The following is a 21,920-nucleotide window of genomic DNA, read 5'->3' as shown; positions in this document are numbered from 1 at the left end:
TTTGTTCTCCTTACGCTCTTAATTTTCGTACTTGTTTTTCTAACTCTAAAATCTCATAAACATCATTGACATCGTACATAATATCTTTCCCTTGCTTACGAAATCTTAATCCTTTACGTTCTAACTTCTTAATATAGCCATGAGTAAAGCCAAACTTCTTCATCAAAGCCTGTTGATTGATTGGCATACGATCATTCTCTAACTGCTCCTTGACCTGCTTTTTAGCAAAGGCCAATAATTGATTCGTGAACAATTCAGCACTTTCGCCGTCCAATCGTAATTGTAACGTTATTCCTTCCATTTTCTACATCCTCTCAACTATGCGGGCAAGCATTTTTGTGATATAATGGTTTTAATTATTTAAGTATGCGCCTGATTGCTGTCAGGTGCTTTTTTGCTCTACAATGCATAAGCGTTCAGTTCCATAATCTTCATCTTAGTATTGGTACTTGGTTCCCAAGTCATCCAATAGGCCAATGCGGCTTCTGCAAACTTTTTAGGTAGCAAATCATAGCGACTGATGTTGAAGTGGTCCTTGAAATCAATCTCAGCTTGTCTAAATACTGATTGAGCAAAAATCTTATCAGCATAAGCAGGACTGTCAATACCACCTAAGCAAGCAACGACCCGAGCCTTGCGCTTCTTCAGTAGCGATTGAGCATAGCTCGGATGAATCGGTTGCTCACTCTTGAGATAGTCGATATCTTCCAGCATGCTAGTCTGTTGCTCACGCAACTTCTTCTGCCCAGTGAATAGAGCAATAAAGGCATCCTCGTCCAAATCCTCTCGGATAAATCCACCCTGTTTGCGAATAGCTGGTAAGACCTCAGATGTTACCCAACGCTTGAACTCTCTGGCTTGAGGTAACTTGCTGGATAAGATAAGAGAGTAGAGACCAGATTCGTTGATAACTGTCTGATTTCTCATTTGACCTGCCGTCGCGATTTGCGACGTTAGCTTATCATCTTCATCAACGTGTTTTGCCAGAGCATCTCTTGAATTTACATATCCAAGAATCTCTGCTATATCTTTCCCGACAAACCACGGCTCGTCATCAAACATCACTGTACGGACTTCCCGCCCGTGAAAGTTAAAAATTTCGTTCATAATATTCCTTTCTAAATTTGATATAATGTAAATAAAACTCGCCAAAACTATTTAAGTAAAGTATTTTTAAACGACTGTTTGACAGATACTATATGAGATGCTTCACGGTTATTTATATAATCAACCTGAATAAGTGTCTCTGGTACTTCATCTTTCTTTGTCTCCCAAATTATCTTGATACCTTGAAGACCAATATCTTCTGCTTGAAAATCAATCCCGTTCAAAATAACTCGTGGAATACTAGAGTCGCTATCTATCTTAATTTCTAAATTTTGAATTGGTAGTGATTTTTTTGATGGTTTACTCATATCCCTCTCCTACTCTAGGACATTACTGCCAACTACCAATCGTTTAACTGCGTTGTTCATAGTGCTCCTTTTATATTACGGTTAAACCGCAATATCGTGTAAAAAAATAATGTCATCAATAGACACATCAAAAGTAGTAGCGATTTGATAAGCTTGGGTTACAGTAGGTTCTGTTTTTCCTCGCTCCCAATTTCCCCAAGTGTCAACAGAGACGTCAATAGCCTCTGCTGCGTCCACTTGTCGCCAGTTCTTTAGAGTTCGCAATGTTTTAAGAGTCATTTTTGGCATGTTGCTGTCCTTTCTATCATTTTTTTATAATTGACTAGCTCAACTATAACTACATTATAATGCGGTTAAACCGCAATGTCAAGTGTTTTTTGCGTTTTTGCCGTATTTTTTTATTTTTTTCTTTACTTTTTTGCGTTTTTGCCGTAATATATACTATATAAAGGAGCGATAAAAATGAGCAATAATAAAAGTAAAGAAATTTTTTCTGCGAACTTAGAGAATTTGATGAGTAGCAAAGGGATTGATAGAAATAAGCTCTGTTCTGATCTCGGATTGAAGTACACTACTGTAAGAGATTGGTTAAAAGGCATAACTTATCCTCGGATAGGAAAGATCGAATTACTTGCGGACTATTTTGGAGTTAATAAATCAGACTTGATAGAGGATAAAACTCAGGAAGTAAATGAGCTAAAAATCCCCACATCCCCATTGATTCATAAAATCACTGAAAAAGTTGTCAAGCTATCAACTCCGAGAAAACAAAAGGTTCTTAACTACGCTAACGAACAATTGAAAGAGCAAAATAATAAAGTAATCACAATTGAGGAAAAGCTTTTTGAATACCGTGTTTTTGAAAAACTATCAGCTGGTACTGGTTTTTCATACTTCAACGATGGGAACTATGATACTGTTTTTTATGATAAAGACCTAGACCACGATTTTGCTTCTTGGGTTTTCGGAGACTCAATGGAACCTAAATTCCAAAACGGAGAGGTTGTCCTCATAAAAGAGACTGGTTTTGATTATGACGGAGCGGTTTATGCCGTTGATTGGGACGGTCAAACGTATATTAAAAAGGTTTATCGTGAACCTGATGGATTGCGTTTAGTCTCCCTTAATCCAAAATATAAAGATAAGTTCGCACCATTTGAAGAAGATCCTAGAATTATTGGAAAAATTGTCGGAAACTTCATGCCATCTGAAAATTAAGGTCAAGGTGCTTATATGTCTACTACTCTTACTGAAAAGGAAATCAAAGTACTAATAGACGAACACAGAAAAACAATTAGTAAACTGGAAAATCAAAGGTCTTTAATAGCCTTTTTGGTTTTGCTGACTTTAATATCTGTTTTTCTGCTTGGTATCGTTGGAAATATACTACTAACAATTTTCTCTTTTATTATCGGCAGTTTAGTTATTCTCTTTTTGATTGGTGTTTTTCCTAGGCAATCTAATACTGATCAACTAGAGTATGAAATTGAAGAGCTGAATAAACTATTGGTTGTTCAAATAGAAGACAGAATAAAAAAACAGGAGATTGACGAGAGAACTATTTATGATGTTATTCTCAAAGTGAAAGGAATATCTTATCGCCAAGAAGCTTTCTCAGATTTATGTCAAGAACTTATAAGAGAATCAGATGATACCCCTTATTTAGGATATACTTCTAAAGAAATTAAAGAGGAATTAATTTTTGGAGGAAGATTTTATAAATACTTGCCTTTTAAAATTCCAGATGTAGAGTTTATCCCTGAATTTGATAATAAATTTGACCCTAATGCAGTTAAAATTGTGGTTCGAGGTTATCACTTAGGCTATGTCACTAAGTCCAAAAATAGAAAGGTATTAAGATTAACCGTAGATCCAAATAATGAAGTTATCAAAAATGCTGAAATTTATGGCGGTGATTACAAAGATATTAATCCGGATAGTGGTAGACTTCGTACAGTTAAGGATTCATTCAAGATTCGAATTAAGTTGAAAGTCTTAAAAAAATAAATAATCCCCTGAAAATTTTAAGCGATGAAATCAAAGCGCGCTATCTTATTTGACAAAAGGATATATATTTGATAATATATAGTTACTAACCTAGGAGAAATCCTAGTGCAAATAATCTGGTTGGCACAAGCTGCCACGCAGAAACGGTAACTATAAATTTAGTTACCGTTTTTTGTTGAATTAAAAATAAAAAAATCCTCACACTCGCCGTCGCCAAACTTTGAGTGTGAGGTTTCAACCTTCCATCTAGCAAGCAATGGAAAAGATGATAAAAAAATACAGCTATAGTTTATCATAAATTCTGCACCTTTTCAACTATGCGGGCAAGCAATCGAAAAGAAAGGACATTTTATGATAAAAAAATACATTACAAAAAAAGGAGAGACTAGATACCTCTTTCAAACATATCTGGGTATAGACCCTGCAACTGGAAAAGAAAAACGCACAACAAGACGTGGTTTTAAAACCATTAAAGAGGCCAAGGTTGCCGAACGTGACCTTCTCTTAGACGTCGAAGAGAATGGTTTTTCAAACAATGAAGATTTCCAGAACCCTACATTCGCTGAAGTTGCTGAGCTATGGCTTGAAAGCTACAAGAGCACTGTAAAACCAACAACTTATCAGAACACTAAGAAGAAACTTAATGTTATGGTTGACTCATATTTTACAGATATGAAGATTCAGCAAATCAGTGTAGCTTATTGTCAAAAGGTTGCTATCAAGTTAAGTAAACGCTATATCCTATATGCTAATTACTACTCTGTTATTAGCCGTATTTTCAAGTATGCCGCTTCTCTTGACATCATTAAGTCAAATCCCTTAGATAAGATTATCAAGCCTAAAAATAAACCCTTAAAGGGCAAAGAAAACTACTATACAAAACAGGAACTAACGGAGTTCCTTAAAGTTTACAAAGCAAATTGTAAGCCAGTAGACTATACCTTTTTTCACTTACTCGCTTTTTCTGGATTGAGAACTGGAGAGGCTATCGGCCTCATGTGGTCAGATGTTGACTTTGAAAATAAACGGTTAAGCATTTCTCGCACGGCTGTCGTGATTGGAAAAAAACAAACTGTTCAGGACCCTAAAACCAAAAGGAGTAAGAGAGTTATCACCTTGGATGATGAAACCCTGAATGTACTGAAGCTCTGGAAACGTCAGCAGATAAAAGAATATTTCCAGGCTGGTGTGCCTTACAAACATGATTCGAATTATATCTTTACGAATAATAGTGGGGGATGGCTTTTGGCTGCAACTATGAAAGTGAAACTTAGCAGATTCTTTTGTAAACACAAAGATCTTAAAAAAATTTCGCCTCACGGATTTAGGCATACACATGCTTCTCTTCTGTTTGAAGCTGGTGTTACAGCGAAAATCATTTCAGATAGACTCGGTCACAATAATGTTCAAATCACCCTTGATATGTATACCCACATCAATGATAATCAACGTGTTGAAGTCGTTGACCAGCTCATGGATTTCATCCGCTCCAGCTAAAAGTAAAGTCGTATTCAATATCGTATTCACTTTTGCTTAACACGCTAGAAGTCCACTGGTTTCAAAGGATTAGCAAGCTGTGTACTATTTATGGTATAAGTGACAAATGTTTACCAATGCTTTCTGTCGCTTATCAATAGTTGAGTTTTCGCTTATTTTTATTTAAAAATCATTTCCGTTAATTTTCGTCATTTTTTTAAATCGTATTCATCTTCGTATTCATTTTCATACTCACCTTTGCCCGTATAGTTGAGAAGGCTGCAATTTAGTTCTAATAGTTTACAAAAGAATCAGTGAGTAATATCACTATTTTTTTCTTTGTCTTAAAAGGAATACTACTTTCAGGAAGACACCTAAATATGACTTACAAACTGACAAAAAAGCCACCTGATTGGGTGACTTCTTTAGGGAGATTATTATGAAAAAGGTAAAATAAAATCTTATTAAATCAATGCTTTTGGAGGGTGCCCCCTCCAACTCCCCGACCTCTGGACAAGGTCTATTTTTTTTGAAAAAATTTAAAAAAATTTCATCAAAACGCTTGACTTTCTCGGTTTACCGTGATATAATATAATCAAGATAAGGAAAGGAGGTGAGGAAGTTGAACAAAGAAGATTGGCTTAGGTTACTTGAAAAGGCGATAGATAATATCCCTGAAACGGTAACTGCTATAGCAAGTCTGGTGACTGCAATAACAGTCGCAAGGCAAAACAAAAAGCGTAAACCCAACTCCCGCAAAAGAAAAAGGTAAACGCTAAGAGGTGGGGGCGAAAGCCCCTCACACCTCTATTTTATCAAATGAAAAGAGGAAAAGCAATGGTTAGTGCAATAGCTATTTTTATAATTGTGATCAATGTATATATCTATCTAAAAAATAAAAAGGACAAATAATATGAGAAAAGTTATTCAAGAATTACTTAACAGTTCTATTTCTACATCTGCTATTTCACAAGGTGCTGGTGTGCCATGGACTACCGTTTCTGACCTCAGAAAAGGAAAAACAAACATGGACAAAATGGCCCTTCTCACAGCGGAAAAACTTTATGAATTTGCTACAGCTGATAAGCAGTGATTTCGGTCACTGCTTTTATTATTGCATTGCAAACAAAAAAAGCCCGCAAGCTATTGCCTGCGGGTCATTAAGAAGAAAAATAGAATCTCCTTTCTTTTTTTAAATTTATTTAGTAGTGATAAGCCCATCAGGCTCAACTGTAAATTCTGGCTTGTCTGCCATGGATCCATCTGGTTTGAGATAATACCAGCCGTTACCATATTTAACGAATTGATTGGATTTCATATCTCCGTCCTTTTCGTCGAGATAGTACCAGGTCTCACGATATTTCACCCAACCTTTGGCCATGCGCCCATCTGACTTGAAGTAATACCAGCGGTTATTGATATACATCCAGCCTGTAACCATTGCGCCACGCTTGTCAAGATAGAACCAGTCTTTACCATCATTAAACCAACGATTGATTAGGCAATAGCCACGATTATCAAATCGGAACCACTCACCAGTGATTTTCTTCCAGCGGTCTGTCGGATAAGAACCATCCGACTCTTCCCACCACCAACCAGTTTCATTGCGTTTCCAGCCAGCTTCAGATAAACCGCCTTCAATATCTTTCTTGAATTGCTCGCGACTGATTCCCCATTTTGCCAGATAAGGATACGGGTCAACGTGGTCTGAGTGGTTATTAGGTTGATTGTTAGTGCAATACTGATGCGTTTTGATGCCTGCAAGGCTATCAGAGTCAAGCGTTTTAGGAATACCAGCTTCGTCTGCAAGATTTCGCAAAAGTTCAATATAGAGCTTGTAATCACGCATGAACTCTTCTTTTGAGCCATGGCTTTCAATCAATTCGACTGCTGCGTAACTCTCAGCATTCCAACCACCACCTACATCCCATGAACCATTGTTTACAGGTCCTACTTGCATCACACGACCATTTCCTACAACGTGAGAGAAGAATCCTAGTTCGGGGTCTTTGCGATAGTGGTAATCCGCTTCGTTTTGTGCGGTTGAGTTTCGATTTCCTGTTGAGTGGGCATGTACTTGACGATAGGGCTGCACACCGACCTGAGGTAATCCACTTCTCAATCTGCTTTTATCAATATCCATTCTTACCACTCCTTCCACACATCATTCATCTGCTTGACCGCTGACTCGACAAATGTATCGAGGTCACGGTCGGTCATACTAATGTTATATTTTGACAATTCTGCACGGATTTTAGTGCGGGCTTGTTCCAGCTTCTCTTCACCTTTATAGCCAGTTTCTGAAGCTACCTGTTCCACGGCATTGACTGCGTTTTTGGCCAAGATTTCAACAATTTTGATAGTCTTCTCTCCGCCTTTTTGAACAAGATAGTCTTTGACTGCTTTGACGATACTGCCTGTCGCTACTGCTACAAATCCTGTAACAAAAGCAATAATAATTTCGTTAATCTGTTGCATTTATATTTTCCTCCACAATTTCCAATGCTAGAAATTTTTCATACAGTACCTTGATGGCTCCATTTCCACCAAGTTCGACATAACTTTCATAAAGACGAGACAATTCCTCAATCTCATGCTGATTGGTATTGCCTCGTCTAATTGCTTTTTTTAGGTTTTCTTGCAATCGAAAACGCTGTAATCTTTGAAGACCTTTTCCAATAACGCTCAATCCTTTGCTATTATCTTTGCCGATAGTCTCAACATTCGAGACTGTCTTTTTAATAGCACTAATTTGGTCAGATAAGAGACTGATTTGCTTGTCAGTCTCTTTTGTATTCTGCGTGCTTTTAAAAGAGAAATAGCTAGGAATAATCACGATTAGAATCGGACTCAATTTATCCAAAAATGCTAGTAATTCCAATCAGATCACTTCCAATCTACTGTGCAGGAACTCGAGTGGTCCCAAGATCACTTTCGTTTTTTTGCCCTTCCCACTTCCAGATTGCAAGAATACCATTTTGAGATGGTACGCCTTCAAGATACTTGAGAGATTCGCCTTTGTAGGTGAAAGCCTGATTTGTCTGAATCAAGACACGCTTGCCCTCACCGTTTAATTCGACATGTTCAGGATTTTCAATCACAAACATATCGCCTGGTTGATAGACTTTACCTTCCTCGGCGAACGGGAAGAGTTCGACAAGCTCCTTGTAGGTTGTTCCGTAGGCGATTTTCTCACCCATGATAGAATCTTGAGCCATGACACGCACTACTTTGTCGATTTTATTTGCAAGCGCAGAGAGACGATTTTGCTCGTTCTCATTCTGCGCAATCTTCTGATTAGCCTGTTCAAGCTGCGCCTGTGTTTTGACAATGGCACTGCCTGGATCTAGCTCGGCTTTTAGGATATCCAGCACCGCTTGAACAAGAACGTCTTCTTGGTCTTGTGTACGATCACCAGCCAATTCCCGCTGGTTAGTGCTATAACGATTCCCGTCTTGCAAACGGATTTCTACAACGGTTGTAACTTTGTCTCCAAAACCACGAGTATAAGGTTTGGTCGCTAGTTCATAATTACTAATTGCCATTTGTCATTTTTCCTTTCACTTCTTCAAATTTTGCTTTAAGCTCTTCGTCTGACTCGATGATTCGTTTCATTTGCTCAAGCTCCATAGCAGTTACTGTATAGAGGGCTTCTAGCGTAGCTGATTGAGTAGCCTCATTACTGACTTTTTCACCTAACGATTTAATCGCCAGACTGCTGATTTGTTTGTCTTGTTCATTCATGCTGTTTCCTCCAATTTTTCTATTTTATGATTAAGCTCTTGAATGGCCTTAATAAGATAAGGCACAAGAGCAAATGTGTTGTAAGAGTATGCGCCATCAGGATTTTCAAAAAATGCTTCAGGAGCGTACTTCTGGACATCCTGCGCTATGATACCACAAGCGATATCTTCTATTTTTCCATCGTATTCTTTGCGATAGCTGTACGTTTTAAGCTTCTGGATAACATCGAGGCCAGAGACTGTACTGTCTTCGATATTGTGCTTATATCGACGGTCTGAGATTTCTTTATTCATCGGAATCCAGTCGTAACCTGAACCGCTGTAATACATATACAGATAGTTATCCGAAGGCTCAAAATTTGAGTATTTAGACGAATGAATCCAGTAACCAGATTTTCCTGAATCTTTATTGTTGTAGAAAATGTGACCAGTAACACGGAGATCCCCATGGATAACAGGCGTGTTCCAAAATTCGGCCGTATTATAGCAATACATTTTGCCGTTATTTTTCACGTACCACGCATAGTCTCCAGGATACCCCCAATTGTTGCCCCAATTGACCCACAAAGCCGTCTGTGACCACTGGCCAGTCCCGTTACTCATACCAACTGAAAATTGGTTTTGACCAGTGATCCAGTACACCGATGAATCTTTCTCATGCGTACCAATCTGGAATCCACCAATGCGACCTTTATAACCTTCGAGCAAAGTCGCAGTGACTACGACAGAGCGAAGCTTGTTGATGAAGGCTTCTTTAGCAGCAAGCGTATCTGTGAAGATGTCGCTCGAGACGAAGCGTCTTGCCATAGCTATATCCATGACTAACTTGTCAGCTGTAATAGAGTTAGCTCGTAAAATATCCGTGTTCAAAGTCGCAAACGTACCTTCACCTACGAACAATCGTTTGAAGTAACCCTGAATAGCGGTTAATTCATCAAGCAAGGTTCGACCTTCAAGTCTGATCGTCTCAGCTTTAATGCCTGCATTTTTGCCAGCTAGGTTAAAACCAGCGATGATTTCATTGACGCTGTTTTTATTATGGACTCCCCATGAACCAGCAAGCTGACTTTGAACTGTTTTCAGGCCCTCATTCTTAGATACCTCAACCTGGAACAGCTGGCTGGTCATAGCCATGCGAGCAACCTTATCCGCAATTCCATTTTCAGTATTGCCTAAAATTCGCTCATAGAGCTGGCTTGTCTCTCGGACACGCTGGAAGTCAGCCTGGTTGGCTTTACCAGAAATCATTGACGTGATTTCAGCAAATCGGCCATCTACTGCTGTTTTGTAGGTCGCTATCTGAGTCGCTATCGAGCCATTTTGAGGGTTGGTGATAGCTTCAAACTTGCGTTCAATGCCTCGCACGTCTTCCTGATAGCTTGCCTTTCCGACAAAATCACGATTGACCAACTCACGTACAGCTGTCGCTTGCTTTGCGCTCTCTTCACGAGTGTAACGCTGCAAGGTTTCTTGTCGCTGCCCGTCTTTATTGACATATTCCTGAATAGCTGATAAGTCAGTTCGCAACCCCAGAGCCGTCCGCTCAAAGGTAGCCTTAGCCTCAGTGATGAGGCCCTCAGTATCTTCTGGGGCTGGTGACCAGTCGGTCTTAAACGAGCCTTGCTCTACTTTGACCTCCCAAACACTTTTCAGCTTTTCCGGATCTTTGCGATAGGTATTGACCCGCAGATGGTAAGTGCCAGTCGGACAGCTCCAGACAAATTCTGTGCCAGTTGTACCCGTTTTTAAACTAGACACAATCTGATAATTTGTGACAGTTTTATCCATTAACCATAAAACGACATTATCACTCTCTTTGTTGGGTTCGTGTGTGGCTGTAAACATTCCGTCTGTTTTTGCGGAAATCCTGTATCTCTCATTTTGGACGAGATGCATTGACGTCTCGTTGTAATATAGCACTTGGTTATCAAAGTTCGCAGGGTTTTTGTCTGGCTTAAACGGCCCTTTTGAGCCCTTCAACAGATTCCGCCCACCGACCCTAAGACTCGCAAACTCCTCACGCAGCTTCCCAGCTTCAGTTGTGACCAGAGTCTTATCTGCCTTTTCTTTGGTTACGTTCAGGATTTCCTGACGGATAGAACCAGCCCTCACCTCAAATTCAGCCAGACTCAACTTCTGATCTAGCTTGTTCTGCGTGTTTGTCTCAAGCTGCTTCACCGACTGTCTGATATTCTCAGCAGTCACGTTGAGTGAACTGATATCCGCTTTGGTTCTGAGACCTTCAGTCAGACGGTTCACACCAGCCTCTAGTGAGTCAGCCTTTTGTTTAAAGGTTGACTCAACCGCTGAGACACGCTCGTCTTGGTCTTCAGGGGCAGGGCTCCAATCGGTCGGTATCGTGCCATATTCGACTTTGATTTTGGTTTTGAGTACATCACCAATTTCAAAGTTCGAACCACCACAACCAAAACGTAGAGTAATAAAACTCACTCCTTGCAAATCTCTCGGAGGAACCGCGAAAGAATTAGCACCGTAATACTGATAACGTTTTACCGTATTACCCCTTTCGTCGAAATACGAAATAAAATTCTTGGCAAAGACAGGATTCGAAATCGTCACATAGATTGATTTGCCTGCAATGACAGGAATACGAACGCCATTTCTACTACTTACTGTCTTTGGGTGAGTCGTTGCTTCACCAAAATACGGATCTAATCCAGTTGCTTTAAATGAAATTTCACCAGATGAAATATCAAATTTCAAATCTGTTAAATGGCTACTTCGAAGGATATCCTTATTTCTACTCAATGCATAAAGGTTTGTACCCCCGACCTGCACACTCGCTATCTTACTGGCCAGCTCCTCGGCTGTCTGCGTGAGCTCTGACTTGCTGGCTTTACCATTGGCTAGATTGGTCAGCTCTGACAGTCTGCGAGTCGTTGTCTCTTCATACGTCGCTTGCGCTGACTTCACACCAGCCAGTTCTTTTTTGGTCTGGATAAGCGCTTCAACCTGCTTGGCAATCTCAGCTTCAGCCTGTGCTTGCTTCGGTCGAATATCGTTCGCGATGGTTCGCTTCAGGGAGTCCAACTCACCCGATAGAGCCGTCTGAGCGCTCGTAGCCTGTGACTTAAACGCTTCAAGTCTAGCAACAGAATCCAGACCAATCCGCTTCGCTTCTTGAGCGAGTAGACTGCTGGCCCCAGAATTTTTCAATGCTTCTTCAGTTCTACGCTTGACCTCTTGTAGTGGGCCATTATTAAAGCTATTGAAACGCTGGTCAATCGTATCAGAGAGTTCTCTCTTGACTTCTTCGGCTCTGGCTTTGGCAGCGTTGAGACCGTCTGTGAATTGATTGACCAACTCTTCTTTCTGCCTATCAAATGCAAGATCAGCATTCTTGAGTTCTCTGGCTAACTGCCTTTCAAAATCATCTTGAAGTTGTTGGGCTTCACCCTTGACGGCATCATTCACTGCGTTGCCAATTGCATTCGCAAGACCTGACTGGAATTGACCGAATCCAATAGATTTCAGCTTCTTGGCCATCGGCGAATAGGTGTACTTGGTGATTTTCTTGCGCACATCCAGATTGTAGATCTCATAAAACAGGCTCACAATGTCATATATCTGGACAGGCACGTCACTCTGGCCAACGACCTCAAGCTCAAGGCTATCTTCCATCATGTCACAGAGCGATGTCTTGAAATACTGCTCGCCATATTTTCGCAAGCTCGCTTCATCTTTCACGTCCTCATCATTAACCTCAATCACATCTTCGTAGATTTGACTGTACTTGTTAATGAGCGGACTATCCACGACCACGGAAAACTTGCGGTCAGGCGCCTTTTCTCCCTCACCTTTGACGGTAGTCTTGAAGGTGATTCTAGTCTTCAAAGATTTAGTAGATGTCTTATGCTGATAGCTAGACAGGTTTTTCTTATACATAAAAAGCGATTCATTTTCTGAACCGCCATTTTTTAAAAGTCGAACCTGGTAGCCATGCCGTACAAGGTCACCACCCCATTGGCCAATAATAGAGTGCTTATCTTTCGCGAAGGCTTCCATGGCATTCTTAGAGCCGATATTGAAGGTGTGTCTGTCTTCAATATCAGAGAAGAATGAGAATGGATTGTTACGAGTGATCGCTCCAGCAAAACGACTGAGAGCAGTTGAGCCAGTCGCTCTATCCAAAGAGATAGGATTGACCACATAGTTATTCAAGAGGGTGAACACCTGGTTCGCATAGACTTGAATATAACCGTGCTTCTTCTCAACTTCAAAAATCACAAAATCCTGCTCACCGTGTAGGTCATCAGCCGTTAAGAAAGTCTCTTCCTTCAACTTCTCCCACAATGGATCGGATGTCGGAAATCGGAAGGTCAATTGATAGGTGCTGTTATCCTCTTGAACAATTTCATCAGCATAGGCAGCGTTCAGAGGCATATTCCCATTTGTTAAATAAATCAAATCTTATACCTCCAATTCGGTCGAATAGTAATCTTACGAACATTCCCAGTAAACGAAACACCAACCTTGCCAGTCGGTATTTCCAAGAACCCTCCACGCTTCCGAAGTGTGTTCTGGACTGCACCAGTAGCGTTGTAGATGTTCTGCTTGCCTTGCCTACAATCAATCGTAGCCTTGGTCTTAATCGCAAGATACATGGTCTTACGCCCAATCGTGAGAGAGACATCACCGTCCCCCTCAATTTCAATGATTGGTTCAGAGTAAACCGTGCCAGGGTTGTTGACTGTACCAGATGCCGTAAGAACCATAGGATCCATATTCTTTTGGTATCGGAAAGGGTACATGACTAGCTTGACATCTATCTTCCAGGCATGCATTCCGTTACGATTGTAGGTTGCTCCTGAAAAGTCTGCATAGAAATATGATCCAAGTTGATAACTGAATTCTATTACATTTTCTTTGAGCTGGAATTTATCTACAATTGTTGAAATATCTACAAGTTTTGGTACATAAAAGGATATCGTTCGTTCGTAGCTTTCATAAGAGCCATCTAGCACTCGATAGCTTCCGTTCAAACCATATACATCTACTGATTCTGCATGAGGTTTGGCAGCCTCAATTTCTCCAAAATCCGTCACAACACAGTGAGGGATAGTAGACGTATTAAAACCATTAATAATCATGTAAAACATTAAATTCCCTCCCTTGCATAGATGGCTCCATGTTGTTCATAGGTTTTGCGTGAGATAATGTCATTGTCTAGGTAGACATCTGACGATTTTTCAAGGATAGCAGTAAGGATCCTCTCCATACTTGCTCTCAGAATCCTCATCTCAGCAATGACTTTATCTGAATCTTGACCATTGTTACTATTTTGATGTTGAACAACTATTTTACGTTGAGCTTGCTCTATTTCTTTTAAGAATTTCGCATCGCTAGGAATACCAATTCCTGTCGCGTATTTGGGAATCCCCATCTCACGCATCAAGCGTTTAGTTTTATCCGCTCTCAAGACTTTAGACCCTTTAGGAAGAGGGAGCAAGACATCTCTGCCTTCAGGAATGAAACTCCTGCCATCCGGCAGGGTAACCATTTCTTTATAGTTACTGTTTCGTTGGTCATTGACGATAGCTAAACCACCAGGGTGGTAGTTGGTCCCGTGGGCGTGTCTGCTTGCAAAAATATTTGTGAAGAAGTTACCTGTTACACTATTTATCCAGCTTCGAATCCCTGAAAGTACACCAGAAGCATTGTCTTGGGCGTTAATTGTTACAGTTTTATCACGAATAGAATCAACCCCACTTTGTACCTGGTTAACAGTTCCTTGAGTATTATTTTGAGCCAAAATACTAATAGGGTCATACTGCTTAATCGCATTGATAGCACCGCTCGTCTCATTTCGCACACCGCCCGTTTGGTCAGCAGCAAACAAATTGATGGGAGTTTCTTGCTTAGGTGAATTAACACTCAAAATCGCACTTCCGACAGCTGCGCTCGTATTATCTACCGCATCCAAAGATTTCGTCTCAGCAGATGCAAAATTCCAAGCCGTAATCTTATCGATAGATAACTGGCCATTGTTCAAAACATTCGTAGGATCAGCTTTCAAATCTTTTGTAAACGGTGTGGTCGCATTCCAGGTCGTCAGAGTATCAGTTGAGCGAGCGACTGCTTGTCGGACACTTTCATCATTGGCCAGCAACTCCTTCTGTTTTGGTTTCAGAGCTTCATAGTTAGACAGAGCCTTTGAAGCTTCCTCCGCCTTGTTCATGATGTCTGTATTCTTCATGAGAAGTTCTTTGACTTCCGCTGGCATACTATTCCAAATTTTTAAGTGAGTTTCACTATCAAAGATAGCTTGTAGACCAGCTTGATTCTTGACAATCACTTGTTTCTCTTCGAGGGTCATGTCTTTCCATTTACCAGATTCGACAAGAGCCTCTGCAATAGTAGCACGAGCATTTGAGTTGATTTCCGCAGTTTTAGCGATAAACTGCAATTGTTCCCAACCTTCAGCAGATTTGGCAGCCTCTCCGATCACTTCCTTAACATTTGATTTAACTTCAAAATTACCATTTTCATTGATATTCCCAACCAGCAAGGACCAGGCATCGTTAGCCTCTTTCACTTCCTTGCTCATCTCACTGGTGTAATTGGCAAGAATGCTGTGTGAATTACCTACCTTTTGAGAGGCTTCCGCAGCTTTCTTTCCGATTTCTTCATAGGACAGGCCGTATTCTTCTAGAACTTTCTTAGCTTCTTCCCAATAGTTCCAACTTTGGCCAGTTCGAGCTTTCACCTTATCGTCAAGATTTCGCATGACCTGGTAATACTTACTTCCCAGAGCTTCCATCGTTTGAGTATGGTTAGCTTCAAGCTCTTGCATTTTCTTGTTGTAAGTTTCTTGATCTATTGCTTTTCCGTCAAGTAACTCTTTCCACTCACTCTTTGAGTTCTCGTAGAGTTTCTTTTCTTCATCCATAGCCTGTTTTAAAACATCTCTAGTATGTTTTAACTGTGTTTCGTTGAGTGAGCTGATTTTACCATTTAAGGCTTGAAGTGCTGCTGTTTGTTGTTCTTCCGACAAACTCATCAACTTTAACTTAGCCTTGATCATCTCATTCTGATTATTCAGGATGATTTCTTTCTCCTCTTGAGAGAACTTGCTCGCATCTCCATTATGACGTTGATAGATCTCATTGATTTGATTCATCATAGCCTCAGTATTAGAGACAACCCGGCCATTTCTTTCCTTGGCTTTGGCAATGTCGTCCTCACTAAGGCCCCACTTGGCGCCCAACTCTTCCATTCGTTTGTTGGTCTTATCGGCAGCAGTAGCTATTTCTTCATAGAGTTTTTTAAAGGCTCCAGAGACCTTTTCGGCATCTCCAGCATGAGTACCGAAGTTTGCGACAGCTGTGCTTGTTTCATCAACAGTCTTTTGAAAGCTTCGCAATTCTCCACGAGCAGTATCGCTCAACTGAGAGCCAAATTCTTCTGTCTTGATACGAGCCTTGTCTTTTTCGTTGCCAAAATGAACAGCAGCAGCTGTCGCAATGGCAAGACCAGCGACTGTCAATCCTAAAGGATTTGAGAGGGCACTCATTGCAGTTGTCAAGAGACCAGTAGACGTCGAAGCTGATGCTGTTGCATTCCCAAGCGCTACCGCTCCACCAGATGCCAATTTAAAAGCAGAGGATAGATTCCCGGTTGTTCTAAAAGCTTGGAAAGTTTTGTGCATTAAATTCATGCCACCGACCGCTTTACCAGTCCCTTTAGTAAGCCAGCCAATTCCTTTTGTCAAGCCTCCTACGATTCCAATACCTTTTCCAAAAAGTGTTAACGCTGGACCAGCTCCTGCGGTTAACGCTGCCCATTTTAGAACATTTCTTTGCTCCTCTTCAGACATGGAACTGAAATGCTTAGCCATTTCAGCTAGCATGTCAATCCAAGGTTTCCCAGCTTTTAGACCGTCACGGAGAGCCTTTAGAAGTGGCCCACCAAACTCAATAGCCAAGTCAGTTACCTGGTTCTTGAATATCTTCAATTGAGATTCTGTGGTTTCATATCGTTTATTGGCTTCATTGGTCAGAGCAGTATTCTCTTTCCAGGCCTTGTTTGAACGATCAACAGCATCGCCCATTTTATCAGATGCTAGAGCTAAGGATTTCAGCATGTTGCTTTGTCGAATACCAGTCATTCCAAGTTGTGCCAAGATAGCGTTCATGTTTACGCCTTTTTCTTGTGCATCCTTGAGCCCTTTGATAAATGATTGCAAAGCAACGACTGGTTTCTCTTTCCAAGCCTGTTGGAATTCCTCTGAGGTCATTCCAGCAGTTTTGGAGATGAGGTTCAAGTCATCTGCTGCGCCCTTACCTGTCAATGAAACAGCATTACCAATAGCCGTCAAAGTTTGAGTCATAGCGGTACCACCAGCCTCAGCCTCAATACCAACCGAACTCATCGCAGTAGCAAGACCAAGGATATCTGGAGCAGTTAGACCAGCCAGCTTACCACCAGCCGCCAAACGATTTGTCATCTCAACGATGTCACGCTCAGTTGTTGCAAAGTTGTTACCCAAGTCAACAACAGATGCCCCAAACCGTCCATATTCGTCCGATGTTAGACCGAGAATATTCGCAATCTTGGCAATGGCTGTCGCAGCTTCTTCGGCGCTCAAGTTCGTTGATTCGCCCATGTCAATCATGGTTCGAGAAAATGAGAGAATATCTTCGGTTTTGATTCCTAGCTGACCTGCTACCTCGGCTACATTAGCAATTTCTACCGCACTGGCTGGCAATTCTTTAGCCATCTGACGAATGCCGTCCGACAATTTTTGGTAAGATACAGTAGCTGTTTCATCTACTGTTTTCTTAACACCTGCAAAAGCAGATTCATAGTCAACAGCTGCTTTCGTAACCATACCAACACTAGCAACCAAAGGCAGAGTCAAACCAGTAGTTAGTTTTCCTCCCAGACTTGAAACACTATCGCCAAAAGTCTTGATTTTATCGCCACTTTTGATAAGGCCGTCTCCAAATTTATTGATACGGTTCGCAAAGCTATTCTCCTTACCAACTGCAATCAAAGCTTGTTGCACGTTACGGAGTTGACCTTCCATGACTGCCAACTTAGCATTCTCACGTTCAATCTCAGCAGCGGCCTTATCAAATTTAGCTGTACCAGGTTCGAGAGTATCAAAACTTTTCTTCATCTGGTCCAAGACTTTTCTTTGCGCTTCAATAGCTTGACCAAGTGTCTTGTACTTAGCTTGAAGCAAGTCTGTGTTTTTCCCATTGTTTTTAAGGGAGCTGTCTAGCGCCTTTACATTGCTTTGAAAGTATTTAACCGCATTCTTAGCACCATTTAGGGTAGGATTGAACTTCGACACGTCCAGCCCTAGCTCGATATACATTTGACCTAACGGCGTTCCACCTGCCATTCAAATCCTCCTTTTTAAATCATTTCTAGAAAGTCAGCAAGATCCATGACTTCCTCAGTTTTAGCAGATTCGGTTTCAACAAGAACACCCATCAGGTCCTCCCAGCTCGTATCCATAACATCACGGATACTCATGCCGTACGGTCCTTCAGTAGCTTGTTTGACAAACCCATAAAACCGTTTTAGTGCTTCACTTGGCTTTATTTTTTCTCCTTTGGGTCAACATCACCCACCAGATGAGAGTAGATGTCTGCAAATACCGCAAAAATATCTGCCATATCCGTGAATTTCAAAAGTTCTTCCACTTCCAAATCTTCAAACAGTGAGGCGATAAATTCCAATTGCTTGTCTAATTTCTCTACCTCTGACACATCAGATGATAGTGCTTCATTGAGAATCAAGTAGTCGCGATAGTCCTTGGTAGTAATTTCCTTACTGGTCTTTTGAACATCTTGACCCTTTTCATTTTTAATTAAAAATTTAACCTTAGCCATTTACTTTCCTTTCTAGAAAAAAAGATAAAAAGAGAGCTTACGCCCTCTTCCTACCCTGCAGCAACCATTTTAAGTTGCCCTTTGAATTTTTTGAGCTTAGCATCATCTTTACCAATGTATTTCACATAGTAAAGGCCATTTGTTTCAGTGTCATCACTTGCAATAGCAGCGAAACTCAAGCTGTCATCTGGAAGTTCTTCTTGCTTATCTTTAAGCGTTTCAAGTTCTTCAGCATCCATTGAAAACTGACCTTTGAAGAACCCGACTTGTGCCTGAGTCCCATTTGCAGTCTGAGACTCAAGCATAACAGCGCAGTATGGAGAAACTGTATCAGCGCCAATACCAATAATTTCATCTTTGACTTGATGTCCTAGGATTTTAGCGAGTACTGTTGAAGGAATATCAACAGCAGTCAGTTCCATCTTCACATCGCCAACACCACGATTGGATACGTGGTAAGCGACATCACTACCATAGGTTTTTACTGGATCACTTGCAAGACCAGAAATTTTAGCGGTACGAGTCGCACCTTTACCAGTTTGTCCTTCAATTACAAAAAGGTTTTCTCCCAGTGTCGGATTAGCATTCCCATCCAACACACGAATTGTCATACGTTTAAAACCAACTAATGCCATTTATAGCACCTCTTTCTTTAATTTAGTATTCTTCGTATAGAGTGCTCTGCCCTTTGTAGGTCCGAGCATCTACATATCGTTTGATTTCTGGAATCCATTCATCCAAACCACCAACAGTTTGATAAAATCCCTGGTCTTCCATAATCTTTTCAATTTTTCTTTGGAGTACTTTGCACTCCGTATAGTCAATAGACTCTACATTGACCTGATAGAGAAATGTCTTAGCCAGACTCGTATTACTACCATGAACCGCCTGCATCGGCGGACCAACAGGTCTAATGACGATGCTTGTCTCATTGCTTGGTAGCGAGTCCGGACGATTAAAAGATTTGATACTGATTCCAGCTAAAGTCTCATCTTTTTTCAAAGCCTCATAGAGTTCATTGAATTTATCTTTGACCATCTAAAACCCTCCTATCTTCAAATGACTAGCCACCCTGTATTTGTATGTTTTAGCATGGGCCTCTGAGAAGCGTCTGATAACACCGAAACCTCTCGGATGTGGATTCTTGCTATATCCAAACTCATTCAAGTGAACCAAGCGCCAACGAGAGCCTTCACCAAAACCGATTTTCACAACAGGGACGCCAGCAGCAAGACCAGTCACACGCCCAACAGTAGCACTTTCAATAGTTGCTCCAGTATCTTTGTAGACTTGCAAAGCACCTTTAAACTCTTCTAGAGTCTCATCTGCAACTGCTTTCAAGGCACGACTAGTAGCACGTTTGACCTTAGTATCGCCAAGATGAACTTCAAGGTTTCTAAGAACATCATCAAAGCCTCTTAATTCTGCTCCACTAGACATCTTGACCACCACCGATAATAACTATCAAAAAATCCCGATTATCAAAATCAGGACGAACATCGATAATTTGCCATTTTTCACCACTGAGACGGTTGTCGCCAACTTCGACAAAATGCTCATTCTTCGGCTGATAATCAGACAAAGGATCTCGGATTTTCAAAGTCATCTTAGCTTGCATAGACTTACCAGTTGCAATCTCTATGTCTTTAAAGCTAGGGGAGTAAACTTGGCCCATCGTAAAAAAAGCCTTCTCGTGACTCACATCACGACCATGAAGCCCCTCCTCGACTTTAGAAGTATAGAAAGTCAAGGGGGTTCTCAGGTCTCCATTTTGAGCCTCAGGCTTTTTATATCGATAGCTAGGGCGATTAGTCTGATAGGACATCAGGAATTGTTACTTCTGGTTGTTTTTCTGTCCATTCAACAAAGCCAGGAAGCGCCCCGTCGATTTCATCAAAGCGCTCTTTTGTCGCTTCAAATTCTTGGCCAGTAGAACGATATACCCCTTCTTTGAGGTCATAAAATCCTTTTAAAACCTTAATCATGTTTTTCCTCCAATTTGTAATTTTCTAGTGATAATGCCATCAAATCCCCTTGAAAGTTCCCGTAGAAAAGTTCAACTTGATCATTGTAGACATATCGAGCACGTTCTAAAATAAGCTCTCTCACTCGTGGATTAGCAGAGTCCTTACTACCGACCAGACTGAGAATGGCTGACTCAGAACTTTCCAACATTTTGGAGAGGTTTGCATCCTCCCCATTATGAAAAATCCTCATCCGCTCCTTGAAAGATTTTAGGAGCGGATGAAGTTGTTCTTCTGGAGTCATGGCTCAACTCCTAGATTAGGCTTGAGGAAGTTGTAGAGTCCAGACTGCTGCAGTCTTTTCATCGTGAGCCTTACCATAAGCAAATTGCTTAGCAGTGTAGAGGTCCAAATCTTCCAAAGCATAGGTTTCTGTGTAGCGACCGAATGAAATACCGCCACCGACAAAGGCATCATAACGACCTTTGACAAATGTAGTTACTTTACCAGCAGTCTGCGCCACGGATTCAACCAAGATAAGGTTAAATGGCATCGCAGTGATATAAACTCCTTGAGCATTCAATGAAGTGTATTGTTTCTTTACATCCCAAGCATCAGCTGGGTTAACAACCATCACAAGGTTGCCTTCTACTGCAACTGGAGTTGTTCCGTCCGCTTTTACAGAGTGATGTTTGTAAACATTTGTCAATTCTTTGACTACGGTTGCTGAGTCAGCAAAAGTCAACTTAGCAGTTTGAGCTGTTTTTTCAGCATAAGTTGTCTTATTGCTTTCAACAGTCCCTGAGAGAGTACGAGAAAGACCGATAGGTTTGTTGTCTCCATCGCCGTTCAAGAAAGCAGCTTCAAGGGCAGCGGCAAAGGCTTCTGTAATTTGTGCAGAAACAAATTTTTGCAACCAAGCTGGACCAAATTTTTCGGCATCTTTTGGAATCACAACGAAAGCAGTCAACTTGTGTTGAATTGCTTCTTCATCGTTGAATTCTTGTTTAAGTTGTCCTTCGATTTCTGAATTGATTTTGCCCCAAACAGCTTGACCAGTTTGCTCTGATTTAAGGAATTTCAAACGGATACCAGCATTTTTAAGGCCGATATGCTGAAGGAGTGGACGTGCCATAACCATATCTTCAAAGATACGGTCGATTGTTTCTTGTGGGAAGAGTTTTTCAACTCCCTTAGGTGCGGCTTTTTCAATGTTATTGAAAAACTCACGAGCTTCAGCGGTCAGCTTAGCATCGTATGGATTTAAGGTTGAAACTTCTTCACGGGCAGCATCACGAGCTTGAGCCATCATTTCATTTGTCATGGACTCGATCATGTCATTGTATAGCTTCGCTTGTTCTTCTTGAGGTGCACCATTTGCAACGGCATCCAAAAATGCCTGACGTTGTTTTTCAAATTGGTTAGATAATTGCATTGTCATTCTGTTTTTTC

At 41.0% G+C, this 21,920-nt stretch carries 25 protein-coding genes; 5 read left to right on the top strand and 20 right to left on the bottom strand.

Annotated elements, in window-relative coordinates:
- Nucleotides 1-10: 10 nt before the first annotated feature.
- The 4 genes from HF881_RS06390 to HF881_RS06375 form a co-directional block, all read right to left on the bottom strand.
- Nucleotides 11-301 (bottom strand): hypothetical protein, encoded by a 291-nt coding sequence (locus HF881_RS06390; RefSeq protein ID WP_169446816.1) that lies wholly within the window; start codon nucleotides 299-301, stop codon nucleotides 11-13.
- A 98-nt stretch (nucleotides 302-399) separates the two neighbouring features.
- Nucleotides 400-1,107, bottom strand: a complete 708-nt coding sequence (locus HF881_RS06385) for an ORF6C domain-containing protein (RefSeq protein WP_169446815.1) — start codon at nucleotides 1,105-1,107, stop codon at nucleotides 400-402.
- A gap of 47 nt (nucleotides 1,108-1,154) precedes the next feature.
- Nucleotides 1,155-1,415 (bottom strand): hypothetical protein, encoded by a 261-nt coding sequence (locus tag HF881_RS06380; RefSeq protein ID WP_169446814.1) that lies wholly within the window; start codon nucleotides 1,413-1,415, stop codon nucleotides 1,155-1,157.
- Nucleotides 1,416-1,496: 81 nt separating this feature from the next.
- A complete protein-coding gene (locus HF881_RS06375; RefSeq protein ID WP_169446813.1) occupies nucleotides 1,497-1,703 on the bottom strand; it encodes a helix-turn-helix transcriptional regulator in 207 nt (68 codons plus the stop codon).
- Between the two features lie 174 nt (nucleotides 1,704-1,877).
- Between HF881_RS06375 and HF881_RS06370 the strand changes: the two genes are divergently transcribed.
- The 5 genes from HF881_RS06370 (at nucleotide 1,878) to HF881_RS06350 (ending at nucleotide 5,991) form a co-directional block, all read left to right on the top strand.
- Nucleotides 1,878-2,633 carry an XRE family transcriptional regulator gene (locus HF881_RS06370; RefSeq protein ID WP_169446812.1) on the top strand — a complete coding sequence of 252 codons (756 nt, stop codon included), beginning with the start codon at nucleotides 1,878-1,880 and terminating at the stop codon, nucleotides 2,631-2,633.
- Between the two features lie 15 nt (nucleotides 2,634-2,648).
- Nucleotides 2,649-3,422: a hypothetical protein gene (locus HF881_RS06365; protein WP_169446811.1), complete on the top strand. Its 774-nt coding sequence runs from the start codon at nucleotides 2,649-2,651 to the stop codon at nucleotides 3,420-3,422.
- 351 nt (nucleotides 3,423-3,773) lie between these two features.
- Nucleotides 3,774-4,919 (top strand): site-specific integrase, encoded by a 1,146-nt coding sequence (locus HF881_RS06360; RefSeq protein ID WP_169446810.1) that lies wholly within the window; start codon nucleotides 3,774-3,776, stop codon nucleotides 4,917-4,919.
- 601 nt (nucleotides 4,920-5,520) lie between these two features.
- Nucleotides 5,521-5,670, top strand: coding sequence for a hypothetical protein (locus HF881_RS06355; RefSeq protein WP_169446852.1), 150 nt, complete (start codon nucleotides 5,521-5,523; stop codon nucleotides 5,668-5,670).
- Nucleotides 5,671-5,811: 141 nt separating this feature from the next.
- On the top strand, nucleotides 5,812-5,991 hold the full coding sequence (locus HF881_RS06350) for a hypothetical protein (RefSeq protein WP_169446851.1): 180 nt from the start codon (nucleotides 5,812-5,814) through the stop codon (nucleotides 5,989-5,991).
- A gap of 105 nt (nucleotides 5,992-6,096) precedes the next feature.
- On the opposite strand, the gene HF881_RS06345 is transcribed toward HF881_RS06350, so the two are convergent.
- The 16 genes from HF881_RS06345 to HF881_RS06270 all read right to left on the bottom strand — a co-directional run bounded on the left by HF881_RS06345 (nucleotide 6,097) and on the right by HF881_RS06270 (nucleotide 21,909).
- On the bottom strand, nucleotides 6,097-7,041 hold the full coding sequence (locus HF881_RS06345; protein WP_169446850.1) for an N-acetylmuramoyl-L-alanine amidase family protein: 945 nt from the start codon (nucleotides 7,039-7,041) through the stop codon (nucleotides 6,097-6,099).
- A gap of 2 nt (nucleotides 7,042-7,043) precedes the next feature.
- Nucleotides 7,044-7,376 (bottom strand): phage holin, encoded by a 333-nt coding sequence (locus HF881_RS06340; RefSeq protein ID WP_169446849.1) that lies wholly within the window; start codon nucleotides 7,374-7,376, stop codon nucleotides 7,044-7,046.
- Nucleotides 7,363-7,779, bottom strand: a complete 417-nt coding sequence (locus HF881_RS06335; RefSeq protein WP_169446848.1) for a hypothetical protein — start codon at nucleotides 7,777-7,779, stop codon at nucleotides 7,363-7,365. Before HF881_RS06335 ends, HF881_RS06340 begins: the two co-directional genes overlap by 14 nt.
- A 16-nt stretch (nucleotides 7,780-7,795) precedes the next feature.
- Nucleotides 7,796-8,443, bottom strand: a complete 648-nt coding sequence (locus tag HF881_RS06330) for a hypothetical protein (RefSeq protein WP_169446847.1) — start codon at nucleotides 8,441-8,443, stop codon at nucleotides 7,796-7,798.
- Nucleotides 8,433-8,642, bottom strand: a complete 210-nt coding sequence (locus HF881_RS06325) for a hypothetical protein (protein WP_169446846.1) — start codon at nucleotides 8,640-8,642, stop codon at nucleotides 8,433-8,435. Before HF881_RS06325 ends, HF881_RS06330 begins: the two co-directional genes overlap by 11 nt.
- Nucleotides 8,639-13,069 carry a phage tail spike protein gene (locus HF881_RS06320; protein WP_169446845.1) on the bottom strand — a complete coding sequence of 1,477 codons (4,431 nt, stop codon included), beginning with the start codon at nucleotides 13,067-13,069 and terminating at the stop codon, nucleotides 8,639-8,641. Before HF881_RS06320 ends, HF881_RS06325 begins: the two co-directional genes overlap by 4 nt.
- The gene (locus HF881_RS06315; protein WP_169446844.1) at nucleotides 13,066-13,761 is read right to left on the bottom strand and encodes a phage tail protein; all 696 of its coding nucleotides are present in this window, start codon (nucleotides 13,759-13,761) and stop codon (nucleotides 13,066-13,068) included. Before HF881_RS06315 ends, HF881_RS06320 begins: the two co-directional genes overlap by 4 nt.
- Nucleotides 13,761-18,011: a phage tail tape measure protein gene (locus HF881_RS06310; protein ID WP_169446843.1), complete on the bottom strand. Its 4,251-nt coding sequence runs from the start codon at nucleotides 18,009-18,011 to the stop codon at nucleotides 13,761-13,763. Before HF881_RS06310 ends, HF881_RS06315 begins: the two co-directional genes overlap by 1 nt.
- Before the next feature lie 199 nt (nucleotides 18,012-18,210).
- A complete protein-coding gene (locus HF881_RS06305; RefSeq protein WP_007519106.1) occupies nucleotides 18,211-18,504 on the bottom strand; it encodes a hypothetical protein in 294 nt (97 codons plus the stop codon).
- Between the two features lie 50 nt (nucleotides 18,505-18,554).
- Nucleotides 18,555-19,139, bottom strand: coding sequence for a major tail protein (locus HF881_RS06300; RefSeq protein WP_169446842.1), 585 nt, complete (start codon nucleotides 19,137-19,139; stop codon nucleotides 18,555-18,557).
- A gap of 22 nt (nucleotides 19,140-19,161) precedes the next feature.
- The gene (locus tag HF881_RS06295) at nucleotides 19,162-19,542 is read right to left on the bottom strand and encodes a hypothetical protein (protein ID WP_169446841.1); all 381 of its coding nucleotides are present in this window, start codon (nucleotides 19,540-19,542) and stop codon (nucleotides 19,162-19,164) included.
- Nucleotides 19,543-19,944, bottom strand: a complete 402-nt coding sequence (locus HF881_RS06290; RefSeq protein WP_169446840.1) for a hypothetical protein — start codon at nucleotides 19,942-19,944, stop codon at nucleotides 19,543-19,545.
- Nucleotides 19,937-20,329, bottom strand: coding sequence for a phage head-tail adapter protein (locus HF881_RS06285; protein WP_169446839.1), 393 nt, complete (start codon nucleotides 20,327-20,329; stop codon nucleotides 19,937-19,939). Before HF881_RS06285 ends, HF881_RS06290 begins: the two co-directional genes overlap by 8 nt.
- On the bottom strand, nucleotides 20,313-20,489 hold the full coding sequence (locus HF881_RS06280; protein ID WP_169446838.1) for a hypothetical protein: 177 nt from the start codon (nucleotides 20,487-20,489) through the stop codon (nucleotides 20,313-20,315). Before HF881_RS06280 ends, HF881_RS06285 begins: the two co-directional genes overlap by 17 nt.
- A complete protein-coding gene (locus HF881_RS06275; protein ID WP_169446837.1) occupies nucleotides 20,482-20,772 on the bottom strand; it encodes a phage gp6-like head-tail connector protein in 291 nt (96 codons plus the stop codon). The genes HF881_RS06280 and HF881_RS06275 overlap by 8 nt, the downstream gene beginning before the upstream one ends.
- Nucleotides 20,773-20,787: 15 nt before the next feature.
- On the bottom strand, nucleotides 20,788-21,909 hold the full coding sequence (locus HF881_RS06270; protein WP_169446836.1) for a phage major capsid protein: 1,122 nt from the start codon (nucleotides 21,907-21,909) through the stop codon (nucleotides 20,788-20,790).
- Nucleotides 21,910-21,920 lie beyond the last annotated feature (11 nt).

The sequence above is a fragment of the Streptococcus sp. WB01_FAA12 genome, from assembly GCF_012843315.1.
Classification (GTDB): Bacteria; Bacillota; Bacilli; order Lactobacillales; family Streptococcaceae; genus Streptococcus.
This window is presented reverse-complemented; position numbering and strand designations above follow the sequence as displayed.